We start from the raw sequence: 471 nt of genomic DNA on the forward strand, positions 1-471 counted from the left end.
AGACTTTAAGAAGTTCTCTTTAACTGCTGACAACCAACGGGGTCAAGTCTTGCTCCGTGCCCCAAGCAACACTAAATAATACAAGTTTGTCTCTTTAGGGATACACTGCTATAGTCTCTCTGGAATAACCAATTCAGCCTTGTTATGCCAGAGATTGATGCCTTTTTAGGCCTGTCATTTTGCTTGTACTTTTTTGATAACAAGCAGCATAAGTTGCCACATCTGCATGTTAAATATGGCAGTTATGAACTGATCATAGCTATTGAAACAGGTGAAAGCCTGGAAGGGTATTTGCCCAATAAACAGCGTAAAAGAGCAGAAAGTCATATTGCTGAGCATAAGCCACAATTGATGCTGATGTGGCAAAAAGCAGTCCAAGGTGAAAACCCCGGCAAGTTAGATGATATGGGTGATGTATGTTAAAAGTCATAGATGTAGATTGGATTGGCGAGCAGAAACTGGAGCTGACCT

Annotated in this window: 1 protein-coding gene; it reads left to right on the top strand. The window is 41.2% G+C overall.

The window, feature by feature from the left end; translation table 11 throughout:
* Positions 1-144: 144 nt before the first annotated feature.
* Positions 145-423: a type II toxin-antitoxin system toxin DhiT gene (gene dhiT, locus EMM73_RS19890; RefSeq protein WP_127688489.1), complete on the top strand. Its 279-nt coding sequence runs from the start codon at positions 145-147 to the stop codon at positions 421-423.
* Positions 424-471 lie beyond the last annotated feature (48 nt).

Source organism: Rheinheimera sediminis, assembly GCF_004005375.1.
GTDB lineage: Bacteria > Pseudomonadota > Gammaproteobacteria > Enterobacterales > Alteromonadaceae > Pararheinheimera.